This window comes from Sporosarcina sp. FSL K6-2383, from assembly GCF_038618305.1.
Classification (GTDB): Bacteria; Bacillota; Bacilli; order Bacillales_A; family Planococcaceae; genus Sporosarcina.
On the sequence record NZ_CP152017.1, the window covers coordinates 1263654 to 1283518 of the forward strand.

Here is a 19865-nt window from a genome sequence, read left to right on the forward strand (position 1 = left end):
GAAATAATGTTTCCAGAAGGACTTTAAAGGGAAGATGTAGAAGAGTACTATATGGTTAATTAAAGGAGGAGTTCATATGTTAAACTTCAACATCCGCGGTGAAAATATTGAGGTGACTCCGGCGATTCGTGAACACGTCGAGAAGAAAGTTCAAAAACTCGAAAGGTATTTCACAGAAGGTGCAGATGCAACAGCCAATGTGAATTTGAAAGTGTACAATGATAAGCAAACAAAAGTAGAAGTTACAATCCCAATGAAGAACTTGACACTTCGCGCTGAAGAACGCCATAACGATCTATACGCAGCCATTGACTTAATCGTCGATAAGCTCGAACGTCAAATTCGTAAATATAAAACAAAAGTAAATCGTAAGTTCCGCGAACGCGAAGGTGTTGCTGCATTTTTTGCATCTGTTAACAAAAGCGACGATAGAAATGGCGATGCAGCTGTCGAAGAAGACAACGCATTCCCAATCGTTCGTACAAAGCAATTCGACTTAAAGCCGATGGATCAAGAAGAAGCCATCCTACAAATGAATATGCTGGGTCATAATTTCTTCATCTTCACAGATGCAGAATCTGACGGCACACATATCGTTTATAAACGTAAAGACGGTAAGTACGGTCTAATCGAAACAAATTAAATGAGTGAATAAGTTGAACCTCCGAGTGTATGTTGCTCGGGGGTTTTTGAATTGTCGAGAGATTACTCACTTCGTGTGCAAATTGGGAAGGAGTCAGTGAAACCGGTGGAATAGTCAGTGCAACCCACAAAGTTGTACCTCTCGCGCGTAAAAAAAATCACATCTGGTGTCTGGCACCCGGAATTTTCTAAACGGTTTGGACTAGACCATTTGCACCTAGCATTTTACAATGTTAAAATGAAGAGTGAACCTAATGAGGATGTGACCTAAATGCTTGGCGTATTGAATAAAGTGTTTGATATGAATAAACGAGATTTGAAACGTCTCGATAAGATTGCAGAAAAGGTTGAACAGCTTGCTGCGCAAATGGAGCAGCTAACGGATGACCAACTAACTGCGAAGACAGAAGAGTTTAAGGAGCGTTTCACAAAAGGTGAAACACTGGATGATCTTCAAGTGGAGGCATTTGCAGTTGTTCGCGAAGCGTCTCGTCGTGTACTTGGCATGTATCCATTCCGTGTACAAATTGTTGGAGCAGCTGCTTTACATGAAGGTAATATTGCTGAGATGAAAACCGGTGAAGGGAAAACGTTGACGTCTACACTGTCGATTTACTTAAACGCGCTTGCAGGTAAAGGTGCGCATGTTGTGACGGTGAACGAATACCTTGCCAGTCGTGATGCTGTGGAAATGGGCCAGCTGTATGAGTTTCTTGGTATGACTGTCGGTTTGAACTTGAATAGTTTATCGAAGGATGAGAAGCGTGAAGCGTATAGTGCGGATATTACGTACAGTACGAATAACGAGCTTGGCTTCGATTATTTGCGTGATAATATGGTGCTTTATAATGAACATAAAGTGCAGCGCCCGCTGTTTTATGCAGTTATAGATGAGGTTGACTCGATTTTAATTGACGAAGCGCGTACGCCGCTTATTATTTCTGGGCAAGCTGCGAAGGCGGCTGAGTTGTATCGTTTGGCGAATATGTTTACGAAAACGCTCAAGAATGAAGAAGATTATTCATATGATGAATCAACTAAAGGTGTAGTGCTAACGGAAAATGGTATTGAAAAGGCGGAAAAGGCGTTTAGCATTGAAAACCTGTTTGATTTGCAGCATGTCACGCTAAACCACGCCATCAACCAATCTTTGAAGGCACATGCGAGTATGCATAATGACATTGACTACGTTGTGCAGGAAGGCGAAGTTGTCATTGTCGATTCATTCACAGGGCGTTTGATGAAAGGACGTCGTTATAGCGATGGTCTGCACCAAGCGATTGAGGCGAAAGAAGGTCTTGAAGTCCAGAATGAAACGATGACGCTTGCGACGATTACATTCCAGAACTTCTTTAGAATGTATGAAAAACTGTCTGGTATGACGGGTACTGCGAAAACGGAAGAAGAGGAATTCCGCAATATTTACAATATGAATGTTATTGCGATTCCTACAAATCGACCGATTGCGCGGGATGACCGGGCGGATTTGATTTATTCCTCAATGGAAGGCAAGTATAAGGCTGTTGCGGAGGATATTAAAGAACGCAATGCCAAAGGGCAACCAGTGTTAGTTGGTACGGTTGCGATTGAAACGTCTGAAATCATTTCAAGGTACTTGACGAAGTTTGGTGTGAAGCATAATGTATTGAATGCGAAAAACCATGGTCGTGAAGCTGAAATTATTTTGGAAGCCGGGCAAAAAGGCTCTGTGACAATTGCGACGAACATGGCTGGACGTGGTACGGATATTAAATTGGGTGAAGGCGTGCAGGAGCTTGGCGGTCTTGCAGTTCTTGGTACGGAACGACATGAGTCACGCCGTATTGATAATCAGCTTCGTGGTCGTTCAGGTCGTCAAGGTGACCCGGGTGTGACGCAATTCTATTTATCACTTGAGGATGAATTAATGCGCCGTTTCGGTTCGGATCAAATGAAGTCGATGATGACGAAATTGGGCATGGACGATACGACACCGATTCAGTCGAAAATGGTATCACGTTCGGTTGAATCTGCACAAAAACGGGTAGAGGGTAATAACTTCGATGCACGGAAACGTTTGCTACAGTATGATGATGTGTTGCGTCAGCAGCGTGAAATCATCTATAAAGAACGTAATGAAGTGTTAGAGTCGGATAATATTCGTGATGTGTTAGAAAATATGTTAGTGAATATTGTAGAACAGTCTGTTGCGTTGCATACAACTGAAGAGAAGCAAGAAGATTGGAATTTAAAAGGGCTTGAAGATTTCCTTGGAGCGAATTTATTGCAAGAGGAACGTCTGAAAACGACTGATATGGCTGGGAAATCAGTGGAAGAGCTGACGGCATTGATTCAACAGGCGGTTACGGAACGCTATGATGAGAAAGAGGCGGAAATGTCGGAAGAGCGTATGCGCGAATTCGAAAAAGTCGTCTTGTTGCGTGCCATTGACTCGAAATGGATGGATCATATCGACGCGATGGACCAATTACGTCATGGAATTCATTTACGTGCTTATGGACAAACAGATCCGTTGCGTGAGTATCAATCGGAAGGATTTGCGATGTTCGAGGAGATGCTGGGGTCGATTGAATCGGATGCATCTAAGTACGTCATGAAGGCAGAAATCCGTAATAATCTTGAGCGTGAAGAAGTTGTCAAAGCTCAAGCTGTTAATCCGAAAGAGGATGGCGAAAAAGTAACGAAGAAACCAGTGCGTCGTGCAGTAAACATCGGACGAAATGACCCATGTACTTGCGGTAGCGGGAAGAAGTATAAAAACTGTCACGGTAGAGCATAAGTGCCGGGCAACCCAAATTCAGGAGGAATAACAATGATGGAATTATCCGATGTACGTAATGAGCTAGACAAATCAGCTAAGAAATTAGCGGACTTTAGGGGGTCTCTTTGACTTAGAAAACAAAGAGGCACGTATTCAAGAGTTTGATGAAATTATGCTGGATCCACAATTCTGGAATGACCAGGACAGTGCGCAGAAAGTAATTTCTGAATCAAAGGCATTAAAGGACATTGTCGGCGATTACACAGAGCTGACTGACGAGCAGGAAAACTTAGAAATGACGCTCGAATTATTGCGTGAAGAATTCGATGCAGAAATGCAAGAAGATCTCGGAGCAGAATTGAAGGAATTTAAAACGAAGCTAGAGGCATTTGAATTACAAATGCTGTTAAGCGATGAATTTGATAAAAATAGTGCAGTTCTTGAGCTTCATTCGGGTGCTGGCGGTACGGAATCTCAGGACTGGGCATCTATGCTACTGCGTATGTATACGCGTTGGGCAGAGCATCGCGGCTTTAAAGTCGAGACACTTGATTACCAGGCGGGTGACGAAGCGGGCGTGAAGTCAGTGACATTGTCCATTAAAGGGCATAATGCATACGGCTATTTGAAAGCAGAAAAAGGTGTTCACCGTCTTGTTCGTATATCACCATTTGATTCATCAGGTCGACGTCATACGTCATTTTCTTCTATAGAAGTAATGCCGGAGTTTGAAGGCGACGTCGATGTAGAAATTAAAATGGAAGATGTCAAGATCGATACGTACCGTTCAAGTGGTGCGGGCGGTCAGCACGTCAATACGACAGATTCTGCTGTACGGATGACACATATTCCAACGGGCGCGATTGTGACGTGTCAAACGGAACGTTCACAGATCAAAAACCGTGAGCGTGCGCTGAATTTATTGAAAGCAAAAATTTATCAAATTCGTATTGAAGAAGAGGAAGCACGTCTTCTCGAAATTCGAGGCGATCAAAAAGAAATCGGTTGGGGCAGTCAGATTCGTTCTTACGTTTTCCACCCGTATTCCATGGTGAAGGATCACCGGACGAGTGCAGAAACAGGAAACGTTGGCGCAGTGATGGACGGCGACATCGATTTATTCATTAATGCATATTTACGTTCACGCATTTCATAATAGTTGAAGGGAAAAGTGCACTTTGTGGTGTGCTTTTTCTTTATATAAGTTGAATTAATGATTCTTCAGCTGAAGCCGTGCCCGCGGAAAGCGTCCGCCCGGAACGGAAATCAGCGGGTTGTCGGATTATTTAATTCAATGTATTTAGATTAAAAATGTTTGTTAAAGGGTTTAGAAATGCGCTAAAGGTGTATAGTAAGCGATAGAGGCGTAAAAGAGCATTTTACTATTGCGTAATAGAATAAATAATCATGTTCACAAATTTGGAACAATTCACAAACCCTTGATATGAATACGTTTTCCGCTAATTCAAGGTGTAGATGGTTTCTTCAAGCGCGGAAGTTTTTTCAATCCGCGGATAGTTTTGGTATACTTATATATGTAATACAACAATTAATGAAGGAGGAAGAAAATGAAGAGCAAACTACTAGCAGTCATGTTCGGAGCTGTACTCGTCCTTGGAGCATGTGGTGGCGATAAAGCTGACACAAGCAAAGACACAGGTGGAGAAACAGCAACTGCTGACGCAGAAGCAATCGTAAACAAGAGCTGTATCGCATGTCACGGTAGTAACCTTGAAGGTCAAGGTAATACACCTGGACTAGCTGATATCGGCGCACGTATGTCTGAAGAAGAAATTCATACAATCATTGAAAAAGGTACAAGCGGCGGTATGCCACCTGGACTTATTAAAGGTGATGACGCTACAGCAGTAGCGAAATGGCTTGCAGAGAAAAAATAAATCGAATGCTGAAACCGCTAACGGGCAAATTGTCTGTGGCGGTTTTTTTTGTAGAAGTTTGGCGAAATTCCGCGCGGTTATTGAGATTCACTTGTAACTTTAGGAAAATCCGATAAAAAACAGAAAATTCTTTATGATTACATAAGATTACTACTGAAATAGAGGATTTTTCCTGTTCAGGTCGAATAGAACAACAAGATAGTCTGTAGGTCACGGTTATTAACTGTGAGAATAGTACTCACATATAGAGTTATAAAGGTTTATTGCAGAGCTTAATTGATACACAACTGTAATGCTTACATAGATTATTCATGCTATAATGGGCTTGTTGGTTAAAAAGAGGGAAATTTTATTTTCAGGTGGTCTTAACATGATTGTAATGAAAAATGTGTACAAAAAGTATCCCAATGGGGTTGTAGCAGCAAACGGCATTAATATTGAAATTGACAGAGGCGAGTTCGTCTATGTGGTTGGACCGAGTGGTGCTGGAAAGTCGACGTTCATCAAAATGATGTATCGTGAAGAGGCTTCTACGAGTGGTGACATCATTATTAATGGCATTAACCTTTCGACAATTCGCAACAAGAGAGTGCCTAATTTGCGTCGGCAAATTGGTGTCGTTTTCCAAGACTTTAAATTATTACCGAAATTAAATGTGTATGAAAATGTGGCATTTGCTCTTGAAGTAATTGAGGAAACGCCAGCACAAATTAGAAAAAAAGTAAATGATGTACTTGGACTTGTGGGACTGACGCAAAAAGCAAGAATGTTCCCTAATGAGTTATCGGGTGGAGAACAACAGCGCGTTTCCATTGCAAGGTCAATTGTTAACGTCCCTAAAGTTGTGATTGCAGATGAGCCGACTGGGAACTTGGATCCTGAAACATCATGGGAGATCATGAGGATTTTCGAACAGATTAATGCTCGTGGAACGACAATTGTCATGGCCACCCATAATAGGGAAATCGTAAACACAATTAGGCATCGTGTCATCGTAGTGGAAGGCGGACTTATCACCCGTGATGAATACGGAGGTGAGTACGGCTATGAAGGCTAGAACTTTAGGAAGACATTTACGAGAAAGCTTAAAGAGCCTACGTCGTAACAGTTGGATGACGTTTGCTTCGGTGAGCGCTGTAACCGTTACATTATTACTTGTCGGTGTCTTTATCGTCATTATGATGAACTTAAATCAATTGGCGGAAAGCATCGAGAATGATGTGGAAATTAAGGTGGTAGCGGATCCGGCGGCAAACGAAGCGGCTGTGAAGGAGCTACAGAAAAAGATAACTGAGACAGAGGGCGTTTTCGAAGTTGTTTATTCATCGAGGGATGAAGAATTGGACAAGCTGATTCAATCGTTCGGGAATGAACTGAGTTTATATAAACAAAGTAATCCGCTTGGCGATGCTTTGTTCGTGAAGGCGAAGGATCCCCAGCAAACTGCCGCCGTCGCTAAGAAAATTAGTACATATGACTACATATCTGATGTTGAGTATGGAGAAGGAAAAGTTGAAAAGTTGTTTAGTATTTTGAACGCGAGTCGTAATGTTGGGCTTGTGCTCATCTTGGCGTTGCTGTTCACAGCGATGTTCCTCATTTCGAATACGATTCGCATTACAATCGTTGCAAGAGGAAGAGAAATTGAAATTATGAAACTGGTGGGAGCGACGAATAATTTTGTTCGTGTACCATTTTTAATGGAAGGGGTTTGGCTCGGTATTTTAGGGGCAATCGTACCGATGCTCATCATTTCTATCTCCTATTTTAATCTATATGAATATTGGGAGCCGAGATTACAAGGAGAACTGTTCCAATTGTTGAATACGACACCGTTTATTTTCCAATTGAATGGTTTGATTTTATTCATGGGAATTTTTATCGGTATATGGGGTAGCTTTATGTCCGTCCGTAAGTTTCTTAAAGTGTAATTACTTCTAGTATAATTTTTTATTAGTGCGTGAAAGGGGAACAGAGACGTTGATGAGAACGAAATGGTTGATTTCGAATAGTATCGTCATTCTATTGCTTTCCACTGTGTTAGGTGGAGCAGCTGTTTTAGCGAGCCCGCTGAGTGATTTGAAACAAGAGAAAAAAGAAGCAGAGCAGAAGAAGAATGAATTGAATCAGGGGATTGAGCAAAAATCAGCGGAGATTAAAACAAACGTATCGACGATTGATAAAATCCTCAAACAAATTAGTGAGCTAAATAGTAAAATTGACAATACGAATACCAATATTAACCGCGTCATCGAACAAATCAATCAGACGACAGTTGAAATTGATGAGCTAAAAGTCTCCATTGCTGACCTTGAAAAGAAAATCGAGGAGCGTGATGAAGTATTACGGGAACGTGTTCGTGCAATGCAGGTTAAGGGTGGAAAAGTTAATTATTTAGATGTCCTTCTTGGGGCTAATAGTTTTGCAGATTTCATCGACCGTTTTTCGGCTGTCAATACACTGATGGATGCGGATCGTAAAATAATGACGCAACAAGCAGAAGACGTCGAGCAGTTGGAAAATGAGAAGGCGCTTGTTGAACAAAAACTTGCTCAACAAGAAGTTGATAAGGCGGAACTTGAAGGCTTGAAGGCATCTTTATTAACGCAAAAGAAGGATAAAGATAAGTTGATAGATCAGTTGGAAATTGAGCAGGCTGAGTTAAAGGATGAAAAAAATCATCTTGAAACGGTGCTCGATGAAGTTGTTGAGGTAGAGGAAGAACTCCAGCAGAAAATTGCAGCAGAACAAAAAAGAATTGCTGAAATTGCACGCAAAGCAGCGGAAAAGAAAGCTGCTGAAGAGCGCGCAAGACGAGAAGCGGCTAAAAATAATTCAAGTCAAAGTATTCCGGCTGTTTCAAGTGGAAGTTGGACAAGACCAGCAAATGGACGGTTTACATCATCATTTGGATGGCGTTCGCTTGGAGGGATAAGCCGTCAACACCGTGGTGCGGATATTGCCAATTCGGTTGGAACACCAATCGTGTCTGCCGCAGATGGAATTGTTTCATATGCCGGTTCGTTAGGCACATATGGGAATCTAGTGATGGTGACGCATTATCTTGAAGGTCAGACGTTTACAACTGTTTATGCACATTTATCTTCTATCGGAGTGAGTGTTGGTACGCAAGTTGATAAAGGACAATATATCGCTGCAATGGGAAATACGGGGCGTTCAACAGGTCCTCACTTGCATTTTGAAATCCATGTTGGCAACTGGACAGCAAGTGGTCCAAGTGCAGTCAATCCACTACGATATGTATCGTTTTAACTAAATTCAGCAAACTCCTCAGCGGAATTGAGTAGTTTGATAGGAAGGTCCGTCTAAAGATGACGGGCCTTTTTGTTGGACAGGATTTGGAGATGAGGTAGCCCAGTTTGATGAATGGGTAGTTGAGTTCGCCGTCGGGGTAGCCGAGTTTCCGAATTAGGTAATAGAGTTTCCCTGAGGTAGCCCAGTTTTTCAAAAAGGTAGTCGAGTTCGCCGTCGGGGTAGCCGAGTTTCCGAATTAGGTAATAAAGTTTCCCCAAGGTAGCTCAGTTTGCTGAAAAGGTAGTCGAGTTCTCATATAGGGCAAAAAAGTCGCCATCACGTCTGATATCCGCTAGCATATAGGATATACATAGTAGAAGGAGTTAGCCGATAATGCTTGTGACAGATTATTTTACAATCGTGAATCTATCAGTCCCTTCTTCTTGGATTGCACTCATTGTGGCGTTCGTTATCGCATATAGTGCAATTCGGGTTCGTTATGGGAAAAAGTATGCAGAAATTTTGTCGGATGGATTTTTTTATTTGGTTATTGTGTGGAAATTGAGTGTTGTCCTTACCGATTTTAGTTCGGTAATTCGCTCGCCAATCTCGCTGATTTATTTCGATGGAGGGGTTGTTGGGTTTTATCTGGGCCTGGTGTTTGTTGCAGGAAAAATTTTATGGGACAGTAAAAAGAAACGGCTGACCGCTGAGGGAATTCAAGCTCTTCTGATGGGTGCAGTGGTTGTGCAGGCAGTGTATCAGGTGATGATGGTTTTGTTGAATGACGGAGAGTTGGTCGTGCAAGTAGTGACCGTTGTCGCTTTTGTATGGTTTGCAATCTTTTATTGGATGAAAGGTGATGGATCACGTCCATTCATAGGATTGTTCATGACGGTTCATGTCTTTGTTGCTGTATGGCAGCCAGCTGGACTTTTCGATACGCCGCTTATTTCAACTTTATTAATAGGACTTTTTTTCATGGAGTTAGATCGGAGGAACAGATGTGAATAAGAAAATAATTGGCTATATAATCACAGTGCTGCTTATAGGATCGATGGTGGTGCTGATGATAAAGTCGAATTTAGAGAAGACGGAGCCGATTGAGAATTATTTAGCGGGCTCGGAGGAACTGCCTGGATTGAAAAAGGGAACTACGCCGCCTGACTTTGAACTTACGACGCTTTCAGGAGATGTTGTGAAGCTGTCGGATTTGAAAGGTAAGAAAGTGGTGTTGAACTTCTGGGCATCGTGGTGTGGACCTTGTAAGGTGGAGATGCCACATATGCAAAATTATTATAAGAAAAACAAGGACAAAGAAAATGTTGAATTCATTGCGGTGAATTTGACAACTGGCGAGAAGAGGGGCATTGAAGGTGTCGAGCAATTCGTGGAAGCTTATGGGCTAACTTTTCCGATTCCAATGGATATTGACGGGACCGTTGGGAAGCAATATGAGGTCATGACGATTCCCACGACGTATATGATTGGTACTGATGGAGTCATCGCCTTTAAAAAGGTAGGACCGATGGATGAAAAAATGTTGAAGGCGCTTATTGATAACCTGAACTAAATTCAGCAGGGGTTCAAACCCTGCTGAATTTAGTCTAGCCTCCGGCGGATGTCACAGATTTTGAAGGGAGTTAATTGCGCAAGCGCAATTCAAAATCTGGACGCAATCACGCCAGGCGTGATTGATTTAAAGAAAGCCGGCTCTCTGCTGTCGTAATGTTGCTTTTTCGTTCATATAGTGGACGGAGGAGGGGACATTGCTTTATGCAAAGAAGCCGGTTTTTGTTGTTCGTAATTTTAGTTGTCTTGTTGCTTGGCTTATTTTTAATATTGGATGGCTGTGCGGCGAATAAGGAGCAAGGGACGGGTACGGCAAGTACGTTCCCGGTAATTGATGAGGCGTTGGATGTGATTAAGGACAAAGGGGTTTATCCGGTTGAACAGGAGCTGCTGATTGAGGGCGCTCTTCGTGGCATGGCAGATGTGATTGGCGATCCGTATTCGACATATTTAACGCAGGAAGAGGCTGCGGCGCATAAGGAATCGCTTGCGGGTGAACGAATTGGCATCGGTGCAGAAGTAACAAGGTCAAATGGAAAATTCATTATTGTTGCACCGATGAAGGGCTCTCCTTCTGAGAAAGCGGGCTTGCAGCCTTATGATGAAATCGTGCAGATTGACGGTGAACGTTTGGATGGTAAGTCATTACAAGACGTGGTGCAACGCATTAGAGGTAAGCGTGGAACGACGGTGACAATGACGATTTACAGGCCCGATTTGAATAAACACCTTGAAGTGCCGGTCATACGTGACGCGATTGCTGTGAAGACGGTGTCAGCAGAAATGATGGAAATACGTGACAAGAAGATTGGTTACATATCACTGACGAAATTTGCTGAAGAAAGTGCAAAAGAGTGGGAGAAGGCAACCAATAAGCTGATTAATGAAGGTGCGCAGTCATTAATAATTGACGTGCGTGGCAATCCAGGAGGATATTTGCATACGGTTGGTGATATCGCCGGTAGTTTATTGCCGGAGGATACGGTTTTTGCCTTTATGCAAGATGCGCAAGGGGCATTGACACCGCTTGTGACAGAGGCATCTGAAGATTATGCCTATGATGAAAAGCTGAAGAAGATGCCCATTGTTTTGTTGCAGGATAAAGGGAGTGCTTCGGCGAGCGAGGTGCTGAGCGGGGCATTGAAGGATTTGAAAAGAGGCTATATTATGGGTGTGACAAGTTTCGGGAAAGGAACCGTCCAAGATATTACGGAGCTATCGAATGGCGGAGAGATGAAGCTGTCGACACATAAATGGCTTACGCCTAAGGAGAAGTGGATTCATGGTAAAGGGGTAAAGACGGATCTTGAAGTGGCCCAAAAAGCGTTGTTTAGCGAGCATATTCGCCTAGTTGCGGAAGTGTATAAAGATGGCGATTACCATGACGATATCGCATATGGGCAGCGTTTACTCGACGGACTCGGCTACAGTGTAGGGCGGCAAGACGGCTATTTTGACGAATCAACAGCTCGAGCGGTCCACGCATTTCGCGTTGATTCGAAAGTGAAGGTGGATGAAAGCATGGACCGCGTCTTCTTTACAGCGCTGAAAGGGCAAGTGGAAGCGTTCCGGGATGACCGTCAAAATGATGAACAGCTGCAAATGGCGCTTGGTTATATTAACCACAAAATGGGTGAGAATTGATAGCGGGGCTCCTGGTGATTTATGCCGGGGGCTTTTTGGGCGGGTGATTCTCATTAGAGTTAGTGAGATTGCGCAGACAGATTTGCTTAGCCATTAGAGTTTGGCGAATCGTCGTGACAGTTTCGCATTGCCATTAGAGTTTTCGATTTAGCCATTACAGTTAGCAAAATAGCCATTAGAGTTCAGCGAATCGCCGTGACAGTTTCGCACTGTCATTAGAGTTTCCGATTTAGCCATTACAGTTAGCAAAATAGCCATTGGAGTTCGGCGAATCGCCCTGACAGTTTCGCATAGCCATTAGAGTTTTCGATTTAGCCATTACAGTTAGCAAAATAGCCATTAGAGTTAGACGAATCGCCCTGACAGTTTCGCCCTGCCATTAGAGTTTTCGATTTAGCCATTACAAGTAAGCAAAATAGCCATTACAGTTCGGCGAATCGCCCTGACAGTTCCCCAATCCACCTTGACATTCCCTCCTTCTGACAGTTTCAAAGATTCTTTTACATTTCCTCTCATTATTTTGATACAATGAGAGGAAATGAGGTTGTGGAAGATGGGATGGTGGCGGTTCGTGTCCGAGAACTTACTGGTTGATGTATTACAGGCGATTGCACTATTTTTTTTAAATCCTTTATTTCTAGTGACGCTTCTAGTTGCTGTTGCTTTAGGGTATTTTCGTGTAAAGCGTGAGCGTCAAAGTTTTAAAGTGCGCTTATTGCCTGGTTTGACTGAGCTGAAGCGATTGCTGGCAGAGTCGTGGTTATATGGGCTTGTGTTGTCGGTCATTATTTCGGGGGCTGGCTTACTCGTTGATCCGGGTTGGCTTGTGCTGTTTTCGGCAGCGGTGCTTGTTGGACTTGTTTCATTTTATTATAAAATAACTTCACCGATTTATTTTGCAGCAACGTCTTTTTTCGCTCTTTATTTTATCGGGAAATATGCTGGAACGTTTACATTCAGAGGCTGGAGTCCGGGGCAAATCGATTTGTTTGGTGAGCTGGCGATTACGATTCCTGTCATAGCTGGATTGTTACTTGTGACGGAGGGGCTTCTAATTGGTCGCCACACTCTGAAATATGCATCGCCTTATTTAATGGAGACGAAGCGTGGATTACGTGCGGCGGTATTTAAGACGAAGCGACTTTGGCTGTTGCCAATTGTATTTGTGATTCCGGGGGATATGATTTCAGCTTATCTTCCCTACTGGCCGCAGTTTACACTGGGAGAGAACGCATTCAGCATTATCCCGCTTCCAGTAATTATCGGATTTTCACAAGTTATGCGTTCGACATATCCTGATGTTTTATTGCCAAAGATAGGTCGTACGGTTGCTTGGACGGGCATTATTGTTGCTGGTGCAGGTTTAACGGCGATATGGATACCGATATTAGGATGGGTGGCGCTGTTGATTGGCGTAGGTTGCCGGATAACGATTTCCATTGTGGTTTCCATTCGTGAACGTCAAGGTGGGTTTGCGGCTAGTCCCCATCCTACGGGTGTTGTGATTGCAGGTATTTTACCGGATTCACCTGGGGAGAAGATGGGTTTGATTACTGGAGAATGTATCCGTTCCGTGAATGGCATTCAAGTGAGTAATGAAAAAGAGCTGTACGATGCGATTCAGATCAATGCCGCGCATTGTCGTATGCAAGTCGTCGATCGTAACGGTGAAGTGCGGCTCATGCAGCAAGTCATTTACAGGCATGATCATCATCGCTTAGGTCTTCTCGTTGTGCGATAAACCTGTATGTTGGAAGGAATGTTTGACATGGGTTCATTTGAAACGAAATTGATGTTAGCCCTTTTACTACCAGGGCTTCTTGTAATTTTCTTTACACGCGTAACATTTCATCATATCGTCGGTCTGATTTTGACGGTTGCGCTGATCGCTGCGTCGGTCTATGCAGGCTATACGCATAATTGGCTGTTATACGTGGCAGACGCACTGTCGCTAACAGTAGGCTTCTGGTATGCAACACGTATGGTGAATAGAGCACGCCAACATGCCAAGGCTGAATAAAATGCGAGGCCACTTCTTTTCGGAGGAGTGGTCTCGTATTTTATTCAGCCACAAAAAAAGACCGCAGTCAAAGCGGTCCCTTACATCAATCATGCCTCGGCATGATTGAGTCCGGATTTTTTTCGAGCTTGCTCGAAAGCTCCCCTAAAAAATCCGTGACATCCGCCGGAGGCTTTATTTGAATTCAGCAGTAATTTGAACTCCCACTGAATGAAAAGCTTCTTGCATCCGTCTCCTATTTATGGAAGTGGTGGTTTTCTGCTGAATTCACATAAATAGACTGTAGACGGCAAGCACACCAATCGTACCCAGTACGACGGGCATGACGCCACCACCTAAAATTGCTATCAAAAATGCAACACTGGCACCAATGACGCCAAATAAAATATTACCTTCCTGCACGAATAATACAGCGGGAAAGATGAGCGCACCGAGGACAGCGTATGGAATATTACGCAAAACGCCTGATACGATGGGCGGCAATTCCTTACCATCCAAAAATGTCAGCGGAATCATACGTGGTAAGTACGTTACAAGTGCCATGCCGAACAGCATCCACCAATAAGTTGGTCCCATTATGCTCCCTCCTTTTGGCTATACATAGTGGCTTTACCACGTCTCGCGTACACAATTTCAATTAAAATTGAAGAAACTAGTGTTGCGATTAAAATGGACCACCCGGTTGATACACCGATAACATACAGTAGGCAGTGGGTAACTGCTGCTACGCCTGCCAGCATGACGACTTTGCGGTTGCCTTTCATGGAAGGGACGAGCAGTCCGATAAACATGGCATAGAGCGCGATAGACATGGCGGCTTGTAAAAATTGCGGCAGATTAGCTCCGATGACATGACCAATAGCGGTAAAAATAACCCAGCTTCCATAGCCGATGAGCGCTACGCCAAATGCAAAGGTGGTCGGAATCTTGCCTTTTTTACCAGTTGCTAGCACGGAAAATGATTCGTCTGTAATACCGAAAGCATAGATAGCTTTGATCCATTTTTTAGCGGGCTGCATCTTTTCATTGAGTGAAGCCGTCATAAGAAAGTGTCGAATGTTGACGACAAATGTATTCATAATGATTAACAATGGATCGACCCCATATGTAATCAAGCTGAGCGACATATATTGCGCTGCGCCAGCAAAGACGAAAATGCTCATCGCAGTTGCTTCGACGATGGACAACCCCGCTGTTTTCGCAAGAAGTCCAAATGTGAGGGCAACGGGGAAGTAGCCAATGGCAATGCTTGTACCGGCTTTCAATCCGGCTGAAAACTGGTTATTCTCCATATTGTCACATCTTTCTATAGGTTTCCTGTGATTATACTATAATTCCATGTTTTAATGGGTATATATAAGAGAATTCTAAGTAGTAGTAGTAGTTTTTTGGAGGTGTTTGGGATGAATGAATGGCTAGATGTAGATAAAATAGTTGAGTTGGCGCAACATTATAAGGCATTAGGGCCGTTCATTGGATTGTTATTGCCATTCATCGAGTCATTTTTGCCTTTTCTACCATTGTTCGTTTTCGTTTTTGCCAATGCGAGTGCATATGGTCTTTGGTATGGATTTGTCTTGTCATGGGCTGGGGCAGTAGTTGGCTCGTATGTGGTGTTTTTGATTATTCGAAAATATGGTCGGAATCGTTTGTTAGGATTTTTAACGAAAAAACCACGTGTTCAGAAATTAATTAGATGGGTGGATGGGCACGGGTTTGGTCCACTGTTTCTATTGATTTGTTTTCCATTTACACCGTCTGCCCTTGTCAATCTCGTTGCGGCTTTGTCTAATATGAAGAAAACGTATTATTTGGTAACACTGATGGCGGGTAAATTGGTGATGATTTTCACGATCAGTTTCATCGGCTATGATTTAAAGGCGCTGTTAACGCAACCGATGCGGACAATCATTGTTGTGCTCATTATTGTGCTACTATGGTTCGTTGGTAAAGCATTTGAAAAACGCTTGAATGCGAAGGTTGAAGCTGATTTTCGGGCAGTCGCTAGTCGTGGAGATGAAAAATGACGGGTGTTTGTTTAGATGGCTATCCTCAGTTATTTTCCGTGAGTTGGAAAGTGATTTAGGATAGTTTTTTATTTGAGGGAGTGGTTGGTAGATGAGTTTTGGTATTAGGTAGCCCAGTTCTCAAAATTCGTAGCTCAGTTTCCGTGGGGTAGCCGAGTTTGCGAATTAGGTAGTTCAGTTCTGTAAATAGGTAGTCCAGTTCTCCAAATTCGTAGCTCAGTTTCCGCGGGGTAGCCGAGTTTGCGAATTAGGTAGTTCAGTTCTGTAAATAGGTAGCCCAGTTCTCCAAATTCGTAGCTCAAATTCCGTGGGGTAGCCGAGTTTGCGAATTAGGTAGTTCAGTTCTGTAAATAGGTAGCCCAGTTCTCCAAATTTGTAGCCCAGTTTCTCCCAAAAAAATAAAAAATCGAAGCAACCCAGTCAGGTTGCTCCGATAATTACTCCTTACCGAGCTCTTTCCCCATTCCCTTCAGGAAATCAATCCCGAATTTGACTGCTCGGTTAATATCAGGGTCATTTAAAGCTGTCATCAACTGATATGCACCCACTTTTTCCCCATTCGCCCTGTACAGTTCTGCTTCATCGAGTCCTTTTTTGATGACTGTGGCAAGTTTTTCAGTCACAGCAGGATCAATGGATGACAGGACTCCGGATGCTTTTAGTACGTGGTTGATAATATTTGTTATGGGCTCTCTCGCTGCTTGGTCAACCGCGATTTGGGCTAGATTTTCTTTTGCCTTGACAATAGCCTGTAAAGCATCGAAAATGCCGGCGTCATCTAGCTCACCAGTAATCGCAAGAATTTTGTTGATCGCCTGATCTTGTTGAGCAATTAATGACTGGAGCTCCGCCAGTTTCTGCTGTTTGACATCTTCGGGCGACAACTCATTTTTATGAATCGTCGTAATTGGTATCGCCATCGCTAATCACCTTTCCTCCCAATAATCCGTTAAATGAACATAGCCTGGCCGTGCCCATTTGCGCTCCACTTCGACGCCGTTTTGTGGATGACGCACTTTATTGCGCGGATTGGATGCAGGTAGAGGATTTTCTCCGTCTTTTCGAAGAACTTCCAGCCGCACCATCGTCTGTTTATAGGCAGGTGTATTCGTACGTTGATCGACTGCAGGTCCTGTTAGGAAATTAATAGCGGATTCTTTTTCCACTGAGTTCATTGGTAAAAATAATTCGTTGTTTTTGACGCGGTCCGTGACAAGGGCGGGAAGTTTCAACGCCCCATAGGGAGAAACCAATCGGACGAGTGAACCGCTTAATACGCCGCGTTCTTTAGCGAGTTCGGGTGATACCTCGACGAAAATCCCTGGAACTTTCTCTTGAATACCATCTGATTTATTCGTCAAATTGCCTTCATGGAAATGTTCTAGCAAGCGTCCATTATTAATATGAAGATCGTATTCTTCCGGAAATTCAACAGGCTCTACCCAGTCGGATAATGCAAAGCGCGCTTTTTTATCCGGGAAATTAAATCCATTCTCATACAGAAGCGGTGTACTTGAGCCATCCAAACTGCCCCATAAGAAGCTGTCCCAACCTTCCATCACACTGTAATCTGCCTGACTAAACAGAGGTGACAAACTCGCCATTTCTGCAAAAATATCGGCAGGGTGGCTAAAATTCCAGCTTTGACCAAGTCGGTTAGCCACTTCTTGGACAATCCACCAGTCCGCTTTGGCATCACCGAGCTCAGGGAGTGCTTTGTACAAGCGCTGAACACGCCTTTCGGTATTTGTAAAGGTGCCATCTTTTTCGAGTGAAGGTACTGCTGGTAAAATAACATCGGCATATTGAGCTGTTCTCGAAAAGAAAACATCCTGTACGACAAGGAAATCGAGCTTCGACAATATATCATGTACGAAGTTGGAATTGGAATCGACAAGCGCCATATCTTCTCCGACAATATACATCGCTTTCATGATGCCATCATCCACGGAATGGAGCATTTGAATATTGTCGAGCCCAGGTTTATCGTCGATAGCCACACCATATGCTTGTTCAAATTTTTGACGCGCGGCATCATTGGTCACATGCTGATAGCCGGGCAGCCAGCCTGGTAAAGTGCCCATATCACAGGCGCCTTGTACATTATTATGCCCACGTAGTGGATAAGCACCCGCGCCAGGGCGGCGATAGTTACCAGTTGCTAGTAGCAAGTTTGAAATGGCGGCGGATGTATCGGAACCACCCGTATTTTGTGTAACTCCCATGCCCCATAGAATACAAGTGCCATCAGCATCGCGAATTAATTCAGCTGTTTTAATCAGCATATTTTTTGATACATTACAAACTTTCTCCGCATAATCGAGTGTATATGTTGAAAGAACATCTTTAAATTCTTCCAAGTAATGAACATTTTCGTCAATGAACGACTGATCATGCCAGCCTTGCTCAATCATATAACGGGTCACAGCCATGAGCCACACCTGATCTGTTCCTTGTTTTGGACTGATGAAAATATCGGAACGCTCCGCCATCTCATTTTTCCGCAAGTCAGCGACAACCAATTTTTGCCCATGTAATTTATGCGCGCGTTTGACGCGAGTTGCAAGAACAGGATGACCTTCAGCAGGATTCGCACCAATAATAATGACTAGCCCTGCTTTGGCAATATCTTCAATCGTTCCCGCATCGCCGCCCATTCCGACAGTACGGAAAAGTCCATCCGTTGCCGGAGACTGGCAATAGCGTGAACAGTTATCGACACTATTCGTTTCAAACACTTGGCGTGCAAGCTTTTGAATGACATAGTTTTCCTCATTCGTAATCTTCGATGAGGAAATGATGCCGACAGCTTCCTTGCCATATTCTTTTTTTATCGTCCCTAGTTTGAGCGCAACAAGGTCAAGTGCCTCCTCCCACGATGCCTCGACAAAGGAGTCGCCCTTGCGAATGAGGGGCGTGGTGAGCCGTTTGTCGCTATTGACGAAGTCCCAGCCAAATTTTCCTTTGATGCAAGTGGAAATCGCATTGACAGGTGCGTCAGAAACGGGTTGAATCTTCAAGATTTTACGATCTTTTGTCCACACCTCAAATGAACAGCCGACCCCACAAAACGTACAAACGGTTTTCGTCTTCTTCGTCCGTGTATCACGCATTGCCGCTTCGGCATCTGAAATCGCCATAATTCCGCTGTATCCTGGCTCCACGTCTTTCACAAGGTCAATCATCGGTGTCAGAATTTCCTCTTTTAATCCCGTCATAAAGCCAGCTTCACCGAGCATTGATTTTTCCATCAACGCATTACATGGGCAAGCCGTTACGCATTGACCACAGCCAACACAGGAAGAGTCATTGATTTTCGCGCCACCATCCCATAACACAATAGGGCGATCTCTTTCCCAATCAATGGACAGGGTTTCATTGACCTGTAAGTTTTGACATACTTCAACGCATTGGCCACAAGCGATGCATTGATTCGGATCATAGCGATAAAACGGATGCGTAAAATCGACCTCATTCGTTGAACATTTCGGTTCAAATGGATACTTTTGATGCTCGATTTCCATCAAATCGACTGTATTATGAATTTTGCAGTTGCCATTGTTGTTGTCGCAAACTGTGCAATATAGTAGATGGTTTTCAAGAATTCGATCCATTGCTTCGGTCTGAGCTTCCTTGGCACGAGTAGATGAAAGTTGAACAGCCATGCCTGCAACGGCCTCCGTTGAACAAGCCCGCATCAGTTGACCATTGACCTCGACAATACAGGTATCACACGTCTCAATGGGGTCGACTTCTGGTAAGTGACAAATTTGCGGATGGGAAAATTGATGTTGATTGATGAGCTCAATGAGTGTCTGACCTTCCTCAAAGTTAAAATCTAAACCATTGATGTTAATCAACACAGGGCACCTCCTTTAATTAATAAAAAACCACTATGAAAAAAATACACCGATGTCATGCGTGCACTTTCATAGTGGATTCGTTTGCGAATAGGGTAGGATTATCTCTACTTTCTAGTATAATAGAAAGAAAATGAATCTTCAATCTATTTTTTGGATTATTGAAACAGTATCAAGGAGGAGAGG

17 protein-coding genes are annotated in these 19865 nt (G+C 43.4%); 13 read left to right on the top strand and 4 right to left on the bottom strand.

Annotation, left to right across the window (positions count from 1 at the left end; all coding sequences use genetic code 11):
* Window positions 1-76 precede the first annotated feature (76 nt).
* The 12 genes from raiA to MKZ10_RS06395 all read left to right on the top strand — a co-directional run bounded on the left by raiA (window position 77) and on the right by MKZ10_RS06395 (window position 13792).
* Window positions 77-643 (top strand): ribosome-associated translation inhibitor RaiA, encoded by a 567-nt coding sequence (raiA, locus tag MKZ10_RS06340; RefSeq protein WP_342508909.1) that lies wholly within the window; start codon window positions 77-79, stop codon window positions 641-643.
* 270 nt (window positions 644-913) lie between these two features.
* Window positions 914-3421 (top strand): preprotein translocase subunit SecA, encoded by a 2508-nt coding sequence (gene secA / locus MKZ10_RS06345; protein ID WP_342508911.1) that lies wholly within the window; start codon window positions 914-916, stop codon window positions 3419-3421.
* A 36-nt stretch (window positions 3422-3457) separates the two neighbouring features.
* Window positions 3458-4559 (top strand): peptide chain release factor 2 gene (gene prfB, locus MKZ10_RS06350; protein ID WP_212391128.1). Its coding sequence is split into 2 segments (ribosomal slippage): window positions 3458-3529 and window positions 3531-4559, totalling 1101 coding nucleotides; the frame shifts between segments, so codons are not numbered across the junction.
* 412 nt (window positions 4560-4971) lie between these two features.
* Window positions 4972-5301, top strand: a complete 330-nt coding sequence (cccB, locus tag MKZ10_RS06355) for a cytochrome c551 (protein ID WP_342508914.1) — start codon at window positions 4972-4974, stop codon at window positions 5299-5301.
* 370 nt (window positions 5302-5671) lie between these two features.
* The gene (gene ftsE / locus MKZ10_RS06360) at window positions 5672-6358 is read left to right on the top strand and encodes a cell division ATP-binding protein FtsE (protein WP_342508916.1); all 687 of its coding nucleotides are present in this window, start codon (window positions 5672-5674) and stop codon (window positions 6356-6358) included.
* The gene (gene ftsX / locus MKZ10_RS06365; RefSeq protein WP_342508918.1) at window positions 6348-7232 is read left to right on the top strand and encodes a permease-like cell division protein FtsX; all 885 of its coding nucleotides are present in this window, start codon (window positions 6348-6350) and stop codon (window positions 7230-7232) included. The genes ftsE and ftsX overlap by 11 nt, the downstream gene beginning before the upstream one ends.
* 52 nt (window positions 7233-7284) lie before the next feature.
* Window positions 7285-8574, top strand: a complete 1290-nt coding sequence (locus MKZ10_RS06370; protein ID WP_342510060.1) for a peptidoglycan DD-metalloendopeptidase family protein — start codon at window positions 7285-7287, stop codon at window positions 8572-8574.
* Window positions 8575-8949: 375 nt separating this feature from the next.
* The gene (locus MKZ10_RS06375) at window positions 8950-9570 is read left to right on the top strand and encodes a hypothetical protein (RefSeq protein ID WP_342508920.1); all 621 of its coding nucleotides are present in this window, start codon (window positions 8950-8952) and stop codon (window positions 9568-9570) included.
* Window positions 9563-10129 (top strand): TlpA disulfide reductase family protein, encoded by a 567-nt coding sequence (locus MKZ10_RS06380; RefSeq protein ID WP_342508922.1) that lies wholly within the window; start codon window positions 9563-9565, stop codon window positions 10127-10129. Before MKZ10_RS06375 ends, MKZ10_RS06380 begins: the two co-directional genes overlap by 8 nt.
* 203 nt (window positions 10130-10332) lie before the next feature.
* Window positions 10333-11772: a S41 family peptidase gene (locus MKZ10_RS06385; RefSeq protein ID WP_342508924.1), complete on the top strand. Its 1440-nt coding sequence runs from the start codon at window positions 10333-10335 to the stop codon at window positions 11770-11772.
* 553 nt (window positions 11773-12325) lie between these two features.
* Window positions 12326-13513, top strand: coding sequence for a PDZ domain-containing protein (locus tag MKZ10_RS06390; RefSeq protein WP_342508926.1), 1188 nt, complete (start codon window positions 12326-12328; stop codon window positions 13511-13513).
* Window positions 13514-13540: 27 nt separating this feature from the next.
* On the top strand, window positions 13541-13792 hold the full coding sequence (locus MKZ10_RS06395; RefSeq protein WP_342508928.1) for a CsbA family protein: 252 nt from the start codon (window positions 13541-13543) through the stop codon (window positions 13790-13792).
* 267 nt (window positions 13793-14059) lie between these two features.
* Here MKZ10_RS06395 and MKZ10_RS06400 read toward each other — a convergent pair whose 3' ends face one another.
* A complete protein-coding gene (locus tag MKZ10_RS06400; RefSeq protein ID WP_342508931.1) occupies window positions 14060-14368 on the bottom strand; it encodes an AzlD domain-containing protein in 309 nt (102 codons plus the stop codon).
* Complete coding sequence (locus tag MKZ10_RS06405) at window positions 14368-15084, bottom strand: AzlC family ABC transporter permease (protein ID WP_342508933.1); 717 nt, start codon at window positions 15082-15084, stop codon at window positions 14368-14370. The genes MKZ10_RS06400 and MKZ10_RS06405 overlap by 1 nt, the downstream gene beginning before the upstream one ends.
* Window positions 15085-15195: 111 nt before the next feature.
* Between MKZ10_RS06405 and MKZ10_RS06410 the strand changes: the two genes are divergently transcribed.
* Window positions 15196-15819 carry a TVP38/TMEM64 family protein gene (locus MKZ10_RS06410; RefSeq protein WP_342508935.1) on the top strand — a complete coding sequence of 208 codons (624 nt, stop codon included), beginning with the start codon at window positions 15196-15198 and terminating at the stop codon, window positions 15817-15819.
* Between the two features lie 437 nt (window positions 15820-16256).
* Here the strand turns inward: MKZ10_RS06410 and MKZ10_RS06415 are convergent, their stop codons facing one another.
* Complete coding sequence (locus MKZ10_RS06415; RefSeq protein ID WP_342508936.1) at window positions 16257-16739, bottom strand: DUF1641 domain-containing protein; 483 nt, start codon at window positions 16737-16739, stop codon at window positions 16257-16259.
* A gap of 6 nt (window positions 16740-16745) precedes the next feature.
* Window positions 16746-19682 carry a formate dehydrogenase subunit alpha gene (gene fdhF / locus MKZ10_RS06420; RefSeq protein WP_342508938.1) on the bottom strand — a complete coding sequence of 979 codons (2937 nt, stop codon included), beginning with the start codon at window positions 19680-19682 and terminating at the stop codon, window positions 16746-16748.
* Window positions 19683-19865: the final 183 nt, after the last annotated feature.

Bases quoted from the DNA above. Each gene is read 5' to 3' on its own strand.
- raiA (WP_342508909.1), top strand. From the start codon at position 77: ATGTTAAACTTCAACATCCGCGGTGAAAATATTGAGGTGACTCCGGCG.
- secA (WP_342508911.1), top strand. From the start codon at position 914: ATGCTTGGCGTATTGAATAAAGTGTTTGATATGAATAAACGAGATTTG.
- cccB (WP_342508914.1), top strand. From the start codon at position 4,972: ATGAAGAGCAAACTACTAGCAGTCATGTTCGGAGCTGTACTCGTCCTT.
- ftsE (WP_342508916.1), top strand. From the start codon at position 5,672: ATGATTGTAATGAAAAATGTGTACAAAAAGTATCCCAATGGGGTTGTA.
- ftsX (WP_342508918.1), top strand. From the start codon at position 6,348: ATGAAGGCTAGAACTTTAGGAAGACATTTACGAGAAAGCTTAAAGAGC.
- MKZ10_RS06370 (WP_342510060.1), top strand. From the start codon at position 7,285: ATGAGAACGAAATGGTTGATTTCGAATAGTATCGTCATTCTATTGCTT.
- MKZ10_RS06375 (WP_342508920.1), top strand. From the start codon at position 8,950: ATGCTTGTGACAGATTATTTTACAATCGTGAATCTATCAGTCCCTTCT.
- MKZ10_RS06385 (WP_342508924.1), top strand. From the start codon at position 10,333: ATGCAAAGAAGCCGGTTTTTGTTGTTCGTAATTTTAGTTGTCTTGTTG.
- MKZ10_RS06390 (WP_342508926.1), top strand. From the start codon at position 12,326: ATGGGATGGTGGCGGTTCGTGTCCGAGAACTTACTGGTTGATGTATTA.
- MKZ10_RS06395 (WP_342508928.1), top strand. From the start codon at position 13,541: ATGGGTTCATTTGAAACGAAATTGATGTTAGCCCTTTTACTACCAGGG.
- MKZ10_RS06400 (WP_342508931.1), bottom strand. From the start codon at position 14,368: ATGGGACCAACTTATTGGTGGATGCTGTTCGGCATGGCACTTGTAACG.
- MKZ10_RS06405 (WP_342508933.1), bottom strand. From the start codon at position 15,084: ATGGAGAATAACCAGTTTTCAGCCGGATTGAAAGCCGGTACAAGCATT.
- MKZ10_RS06410 (WP_342508935.1), top strand. From the start codon at position 15,196: ATGAATGAATGGCTAGATGTAGATAAAATAGTTGAGTTGGCGCAACAT.
- MKZ10_RS06415 (WP_342508936.1), bottom strand. From the start codon at position 16,739: ATGGCGATACCAATTACGACGATTCATAAAAATGAGTTGTCGCCCGAA.